General features: G+C 36.5%; 7 protein-coding genes. 2 read left to right on the top strand and 5 right to left on the bottom strand.

The features are described from left to right. From DBR11_RS29925 to DBR11_RS19410, 3 genes are all read right to left on the bottom strand, one after another. Positions 1-526: hypothetical protein (locus tag DBR11_RS29925; protein WP_199233892.1), on the bottom strand; the 526-nt coding region annotated here is incomplete at its 3' end. Between the two features lie 15 nt (positions 527-541). After that, positions 542-2,062: a hypothetical protein gene (locus DBR11_RS19420; RefSeq protein WP_146186592.1), complete on the bottom strand. Its 1,521-nt coding sequence runs from the start codon at positions 2,060-2,062 to the stop codon at positions 542-544. Between the two features lie 479 nt (positions 2,063-2,541). Continuing rightward, a complete protein-coding gene (locus tag DBR11_RS19410) occupies positions 2,542-3,660 on the bottom strand; it encodes a PAS domain S-box protein (RefSeq protein WP_108554286.1) in 1,119 nt (372 codons plus the stop codon). A gap of 714 nt (positions 3,661-4,374) precedes the next feature. On the opposite strand from DBR11_RS19410, the gene DBR11_RS29405 reads away from it, so the two are divergent. Beyond that, a complete protein-coding gene (locus DBR11_RS29405) occupies positions 4,375-4,689 on the top strand; it encodes a hypothetical protein (protein ID WP_146186591.1) in 315 nt (104 codons plus the stop codon). 166 nt (positions 4,690-4,855) lie between these two features. Here the strand turns inward: DBR11_RS29405 and DBR11_RS19400 are convergent, their stop codons facing one another. Further along, entirely contained in the window at positions 4,856-6,655 is a 1,800-nt protein-coding gene (locus tag DBR11_RS19400) for a hypothetical protein (protein ID WP_146186590.1), read from the bottom strand. A 230-nt stretch (positions 6,656-6,885) separates the two neighbouring features. Between DBR11_RS19400 and DBR11_RS19395 the strand changes: the two genes are divergently transcribed. Further along, positions 6,886-7,428 (top strand): contractile injection system tape measure protein, encoded by a 543-nt coding sequence (locus DBR11_RS19395; RefSeq protein ID WP_108554283.1) that lies wholly within the window; start codon positions 6,886-6,888, stop codon positions 7,426-7,428. Positions 7,429-7,432: 4 nt separating this feature from the next. On the opposite strand, the gene DBR11_RS19390 is transcribed toward DBR11_RS19395, so the two are convergent. Beyond that, the gene (locus DBR11_RS19390) at positions 7,433-8,053 is read right to left on the bottom strand and encodes a hypothetical protein (protein WP_146186589.1); all 621 of its coding nucleotides are present in this window, start codon (positions 8,051-8,053) and stop codon (positions 7,433-7,435) included. Positions 8,054-8,180: the final 127 nt, after the last annotated feature.

Genomic DNA, 8,180 nt, shown 5'->3' with positions numbered 1-8,180 from the left:
CGCTCATCCAATCCCTTGCAGCAATTTTAACACTATCAACAACCAATTGATAATCTCGCGGAGAATGGAAAGAATTCTTCAAAACCGAATATCTAATCACATAGTTTTTTGGCCAAATCGCAAATGAGCCACTAGAATTTACAGCAACAGTTAATTTACCACTTTTTTGAATTTCCTCTTGAGGAGGTTGTTTATCTTTATTCATCAATCTCTTCAGGCAATAAAAATACAATTCATCTTTATCCATCAATAAATCACCCTCGACCACATAGTACTTAATTTTATCTACCGTTACCGTATCAAATTCCTTCTTGAGCTTAGTCATCATTTCAAAAGCAGTATCTTCCAATCGTAAAGACTTAAGACTAGTCGAAGAAAGTGTATCCAAGAAAGCCGGATGAGAACCCTTCAAAACCGTATCAAGCGAAGTCATTGTTGAATCAACACTGCTCGACTTGTCACCACCGCTCTTACAACTAAACAAAAAAAGGAGAACAATTACCCCAAATATTAAATTCTTTTTCATGATTTATATGATTAATTATTCCTTAACACCAAACAGTTTAAACAAAGACTCCGGAGACACTGAAATGCCAACATAGAATTTAGAAACATACTCCTTATCAGCGTTACTTCTTAGGTAATCCAGCGTGGTATTGTACCCCACTTGCAGTTCATTCACATCTTTAGCCGTTTTATTAAAACTCATTCCGCCAACAATATTAAATGCCTTAGACATGGCAAAAGATAATCCCGCAAAAATTGTCTCTAAAGGATCCTTAGAGATTCTTAATCCCCCTACAATCCCAATCCTTTCATGAATCGGAATATTGTCTTTATCCGTAACCAATTTCAACCTGTCGTAATCCCTTCCAAAAGGATAAAGCTCCACTAATCCCATCAGGTTAAACTTAAGATCCTTTGCTTTCAAAGAGTCAGTTTGAACTGTAAGTTCATTATTGCTATTCAGTTTAAAGCTCTTATTATCAATATTAATGAGCGAAATCCCAACCTTTACCCCCAAATAAGATTTCTCATGCACTGTTGCCAGCGTTTGCACAACCTTATCTTTTTTGGCCAAACTCAAAATACTTGGTGGGTCAATCTTTTTCTGCTTAAGCAAAGCAAAAGTTAGCGGAATATTAGAATCAAAATCACTCGGTGTACAACCTGTAAAACCAGCTGATTTATTTTGGTATTCAATCACACCAGTTGCAAGCTTAATAAAGTTCGATATGCTGGTTGGAAAACTCTTCTTACCATTAGAAACCTGAAGCGAGTAATTTTTGAAAGACTCCCCAAGGAATACAACCATGATATTCCTTTTATCCAACAAATATTCCGAAGGCTCCCCATCCTCCTTAGAAATAACAGTTGTAATAATCTGCGTTGTATCCTCAACAATATAATTCATTGCGTCCTTATACTTAGCCTGTAATTCTTTCAAGTTTGCATCCAGCAGATCATATTCTTTTTGAACACTTTCAACCAGAGGTCTTAACCGAACTTGTCTGTCTAGATTAAGCTGATAACTTTTTTGAAGCTGAGCAATTTTGCTTGCCGATAATTTCTTGTTTGGCGCATCAGCTATGGCAGCCCTTTCCTCAATTAAAAGCTTAGACAGGTCTGCCTGTTCAGATTTATATAAACTAAGACCTTTTTCAACATCGTTCTTCTTAGTACAGAGGGCAGAGTATTTTTCACCAATTGAACTCTTTTCCTGGCTATAAAGTTTGGTCAAATCTAAAGGGTGCCTTACGAATATGATTACCGCACCATTATTGTACGTAGTCAAATTTTGAGACAGCCATTTGGAAATATCCTGCGATATTCCATCTTTCTCAGACATTTTAGCGAGGAACTGTTCAATTTCGGCATTCGTAGTAAAAGGCTGTTTCTTGGCAGGTTTATCCACATCTTGCAGAGGAAGATACCCGTGCATTAAGTCCTCCCTAGTCAATAAGACAGACGCCTTTTCTCTTACAATATCGGTTTCAACAGTTTGAGATTTTGAAATTATGCTGCAAAAGACCATGCAACAAAGAAGTAGAGCTTTTTTCATATATGTTTGGTTGGGTTAGGTGGTTTTTTGGAGGTACTAACTGGAAGCCATGTGCTAAATCCAGTATTAATTCAAGAAGATTTTTCATTGATAGAGAAGCTGTTAATAAAATATTTCCGTAATTTTTTCAATCACAAAAGCAATACACGGTTACTCAAATTTTACGAAATTCCCGCGAAAAAAAAATGGCTAGTTCTAGCTATTTTAATGCCCTAGAAATAAATCATTTTATTAGAATTGCCTAAATTAGTTGTAATTATCTTCCCCAATATGAACCTATTTCGCTTAAAAAGACAAAACCGTGGCGCTAACGGCATCTCTATAAACGATGCCGGAACAGTATTAGTAGAACGCAGCGACGAATGGGAACTACACATAGAAAAAAGGTCATATGACGTAATAATCAATCGGTCACCATTTTCATTTTCTATCATCAAATTTCCTTGAATGAATAAACCCCTTCATGTAAGTTGGCTATATTAAATCTTAAGATGAACCCTAAACACAGCACCCACATGATAAATACTCTCCACCATAATCTTCCCACCCATGGCCTCCACCTGGTTTTTCGTAATAAATAATCCAATTCCCCTTGCATCTGCATTAGAATGAAACGTCTTATACATCCCAAAAATTTGACCACCATTTCTTTTCAAATCAATACCAGTACCATTATCACTAACAGACAATATCACAAAATTCTGTTCACACTTTGCAGTTATCCGAATCAATAACTTTCTTTCTATACACCGATATTTTATGGCATTAGTGAGTAAATTGAGAATAATACTATCCATATAAGCCGGAATAACTTTCACAATATGAATATCTTCCACCTCATTGATACATTTTCCATCTACCTGACGGAGCAAAGCCCGAACATTAGTGAGCGCTTTGTTTACCACATATCTTAAATTAACAGATCTTAAACTATCTTGAAGCGTTTGATGCATCGACACAACTTCAGACAAATGTGTAATGGTTTCACTCAAACTAGACGCGGCATCATGTACCATTTGCAGCAACTCCGTACGCGAATGCTCCTCTCCCTCCTCTTTCATAAAATTAAGGAGCATACTCAAATTACCAGAATGTGATCTAAGATTATGAGAAACAATATGAGCATAGTTCAACAATCGCTCATTTTGATCATTAGTTACCTCGAGCACCATTTCCAAGCGATCTTCCGCCTCTTTAAGATGTGTAATATCAATAATTTGGGAAACAAAGTGCAAAGGTTCATGATGCTGATCCCTAACAATAGATACAGATAAAATTGCATAAATGACCTGGCCATTTTTATGGAAAAAGCGCTTTTCCATTTTGTACGAATCTCCAGCCCCTTTGATCAGCCTATTTACAGCAGTCAAATCTTTATTTAAATCCTCTGGGTGAGTCAGCTCTTGATAAGTATAAGCCAAAAGTTCCTCCGAACTATAGCCCAACATCGTAGATAAGCTACTATTTACTTCTATCCATTGTCCATTCAGAGCAACTATAGCCATGCCAACTGCAGCATATTCAAAAGCTCCTCTAAATTGTTGCTCGCTAATCCGTAATTTCTCAAGCAGGTTCTCAGCTTCATATTCAAACTTCATAGATTTCCGCTCATCTAATTAAAAAGCTAGGCTAAGGAAATTTTCACAGAAAGATTAAAGAAAGTAGTCCGAAAAAAACATTTGTACTCATTAAACACATCCAGCTCCCATACAATAATGATATATAGATATATTTACACCAATATTCAAATACATATACATGAGATTCCCCAAGTACATCATCAGCTCAAAACAAAGAAATTTGCTTCTGATCAGTGGTCTCCACATGAGTATTCTCATGGCCTTATTTGCAACCAGTAGTCTTAACTGTGCACAATATTTTATAGCGATCCTATTATCCATACCCTATTGTATATACACCGTCTTTGTTTTCTACCTAATACAAAAAAGAATCAAACACCGAAAAAGCCCCCTTCTAAAAATATCCAAGTGGCAAAGAAATTAACCTAAACAAACCCGCACCTCTTTTCACACCTCAGGACTTGTAAAGTTCAAAATCACTTATAAATAATTAATAAGATAGTTCAGAGGCCGATCCATAGAACCATATTATCTTTTTTGTATGTTTAGAATATGAAATCAAGCGCTCTAAAAAGTTCACTTCTTATCAAACTGGCATTACTTATAATGTTGTTCGCAATTTCAAGTTGTAAATCAACACAAAAGTCAATACAAATACTTTTTCCTCCCCCAATAATCGCATTTACTGATCTGATCAACTTTTGCGACCTGCCCAACCACAATAATGAGAGTGTGTATGTAAGATCCATCTATAGCAAAATTGATGGCCATTGGGCACTAAGAGCCGACAATACAAATTGCAAAGATTTGAAAGTAGAATTTAAAATTGCAGACAGTGCTTACGTAAATCCAAACGATGAACACCTACTAAAAGAAATCGATCAAAAACCATCAAATTTCTACTTCATCATTGACGCTATTGGAACTTTTAAATTATACGACACAAAAGGCGACACCACTATAGGATCAAATTCAGGAGAATTTATAACAGAAAAGATCTTAGTGATTCAAAAAATTGCGAGTGAAAATGCAACTTTGGTTCACTAGCTTTATCAGGACAAACAAGTAAACCATACTCTTTAAATATTTCAAACGATAACTATTAGTCGAACAAATAGTAAAATTCACCCCTTCCTCAGATACTCTCCCCCAAGAACACCTGCACCTCTTTTCTCACAGGGCCTTAAAGATCCAGTGAGAAAAGAGGTCCTAGTTACTTAAAACTACCCGGTCCACACACCATCGGCCCACCTTCTACACCAGTACAAAAGTCATTACCTGGCTTATGATCAATATTCCCCCCAGCACCCTCACCACGTTCCCTAGATGACTTCTCTTTCCCGCTTTTATCGTAGAACTTTCCCTTATCCGGATTGCCCTTAGAATCAAAATTCCCTACATAATATTCCCCATTGGATAAAGTAGCCTTTCCTGTGGTCAACTTACCATTATTGAAATTACCTTCGAAAAGAGTACCATTTGGCTTCCACCAAGAACCATTTCCCTGGCATTTTCCATCTTTAAATTCACCTTTAAAAAGCCCTAAACTAGTTCTTGATGTACAAAAACCATTTGGTAAACCATGTACAAATGAACCCGAAAGAAAATCCCCAGTCCTAGAATTGGTAAGCGTACCAAGCCCTTCAGCATTATTGTTTATAAAAGTCCCAGTAAAAACATCTCCGTTATCATACTCTAGCCTACCTGGACCAGAAAGCTGGCCATTTACGTTTTCCCCATAGATTACTTTATTTTCCACACGTACGCCCGTAAAGCTCGAAAACTTTCCGTCTATAAAAATTCCGGTTTTAGTCGAATTGATGAAACCATTGACAAAATGGCGAATTGTTCCATTACCACTAGGAACACCATTTAAATTAATAGAACCTAAATAATCATCTGTCCCAGAAGACAATTTCATTGGTACCCATACCGGATTAAATTTAAGAGGATTATAGGCCAGAATTGTATTTCCATTGGCAAATGAATATTCGGAAACAGGATCCATTTTAGGCATATATTGTTGCAATGGTCCTGCTGTAGATTTCTGTAAAGTATACTGCGTCTCGGAATACCAGCTATCACCATTAGGATAATTTATGGTTTTACACGTAAGTTCCCCATCACGAAATTTCTCTTCAATTTGATTGCCCAACTGGTCTATACTACAAGTGTTTCGATCCTTTCCTGTAAGATCAAATACCACACTATAATTCCCGCTTTTGTCAAGACTTAAATTACCCATTTTCGCTGTTATATTTTCAGAACGTGTAATCAGGGAAACACTATTAGGTTCTGTGATCTGCTTCTGAAACAGCTCCATATAGGACATTGGAGTAATAGAAGAAGGGTTCAACAACGAACGTTTAGGCATATCAATGCCAATACTTGTTCCTACATCAATTAAAAAAGATACACAATCTTTCTCAACAAGCTTATAATTAGGGTTCCCATCTTTGTAAGATTCCAGCAAGTTTAAAGACTGATTAAATTCATCCTGATCTACTTCAATAACGAATTGCTTAAGAGTTTGAACATACTCCGTACCAAATAGGTCTTTCTGAAGTTGCCCAGGCACACTCCCCCAGCTTCCACCAGCCCCTATTTGTAGCGCTCCAACAACTCTTCCCGGAAAACTAAGACCTAAAAACTGAGTAGGAATGATAGTTGTGCCAATCACATAATTACCAAGTTTTGATCCCAAATTTGCCTCTGTAGTATTACGATCTGGCCAGAAACCATACCCCATAATTTCTGACTGATGAGTTTGAGCATTATCTTTTCCCCACATTACCCATGCATGGCCAGCGTAACTATTCAATTTAGGATCCGGACTGCTATATCTACCATGAAATGAAAAAATCAAATAATAACGATCAGGACTGGTAAACATAGTACTCGAAACACGCTTCTCAGCACCTGTCTTATTGACAAAAATTTTAGTTTGTGCAAAACAGGGTATTGTTACCAACAAAACCATAGTAAGCAATACATAAGCAAATTTTAACTTCACTGGTGCTATGTTTAAGTTGACCAATAATTTAAGAAAATTCTCCTTGATAAAGAAGGTGTTAATAAAATATGTCTGCAATTTTTTTGATCACAAACGCACCACACAGTTACCCAAATGTTACTAAATTCCTCCGAAAAAAAAATGGCTAGTTGTAGCTATTTTATCGTCCTGGGAAGAAACCTCTTCATTTTATTAGAATTGCCTAAATTAGCTGTAATTATCTACCACGTATGAACCTATTTAGTTTAAAAAGACAAAGCCCTGGCGCTAACGGCATCTCTATAAAGAATGCCGGGATAGTATTATTGAACAATTACATTCCGATGCTGTTTGAACGCCTTAAACTGACCGATAGATATAAATTCCCCAATATACAATCACAACATCAGGCAGCAAATGTTCTACATTACTTAATGACAGGCAACTCAATTGAACAACAGGACGATCTTCACCTGATTAAAGTGCTTTGCGGCTTGCCTCTATCAGAACAAATAGAACAATTACCATCCATTCCAGAAAATGACAAAGAACTCATGAATAATGTGCTCACTGCAATGATTGCAAATTGGCCAGCAATTGGATTAAGTTCAATAGATCTTCTACGAGAAAACTGGCTGTTAAGAAACGGATCATTAGTAGAACACAGCTGCGAATGGGAACTCCATATAGAAAAACGATCCTATGACGTAATAATCAACCGGTCTCCATTTACATTCTCTGTCGTCAAATTTCCTTGGATGGATAACACCCTACATGTATACTGGAAATATTAAATTCTCAATACCCCAGTTTCCTCAGCTCTTTTCTAACCGCGGCAGCATTAGTTAATTTTGCCTTAACCTTACCCTGGGCATCAGAATAACCATTTAATCCACCAGATAACTGATCACTAATTTTATCCAATCCTTTAAGTTTAGCAGGAGGTTTATTAAAATCAATATCGTCGTAAACCCACGTCGTAAATTCAGTTCCTTCATAAAGATACTGCAAACGATGCTCACAAGTACTAATTACCAACATCTCTCTTGCTGCATCCCGATCAGCATTAGCAAAAAATACGGAAGCAATCTTAGTTTCTACATTATCATCCTGATAGCTATCAATAAATACCTGTTGATATTTCCCCTCCGCTGCTACAGGAACATAAACATAACCAACCACCTCATGATTTGGAATGGAACTATTGGCATCTAAAATATACCAAGCAATCACCACCGTTTTATTATTCCAATAAGGTGTTTCCAAAACCTCGCAGTTAAGATCAGATCCATTCGGTTTAATTCGCTCCACAAACTCTTTAGCACTCTCATAAGGTTTTCGCTGGAATTGCTGAGCTACACCTTCCCTAGCCAACCCCAAAAAAAGGATACAACATAATATTAAATATTTATATCTCATACGCTATTCACAAAATAGATTATATCATTTAGCACTTACGAATTTAGAAATCAACACTTTAAATAACCCACTCAAAATTCAAGGAGGATAAATAATATCCCTCCTAACTTCTTATATTAGATCATAT

Source organism: Pedobacter sp. HMWF019, from assembly GCF_003061025.1.
Lineage (GTDB): Bacteria > Bacteroidota > Bacteroidia > Sphingobacteriales > Sphingobacteriaceae > Pedobacter.
This window is presented reverse-complemented; position numbering and strand designations above follow the sequence as displayed.

Coding starts and splice junctions, on each gene's coding strand:
- DBR11_RS19390 (WP_146186589.1), bottom strand. CDS start 8,053: ATGAGATATAAATATTTAATATTATGTTGTATCCTTTTTTTGGGGTTG.
- DBR11_RS19410 (WP_108554286.1), bottom strand. CDS start 3,660: ATGAAGTTTGAATATGAAGCTGAGAACCTGCTTGAGAAATTACGGATT.
- DBR11_RS19420 (WP_146186592.1), bottom strand. CDS start 2,062: ATGAAAAAAGCTCTACTTCTTTGTTGCATGGTCTTTTGCAGCATAATT.
- DBR11_RS19395 (WP_108554283.1), top strand. CDS start 6,886: ATGAACCTATTTAGTTTAAAAAGACAAAGCCCTGGCGCTAACGGCATC.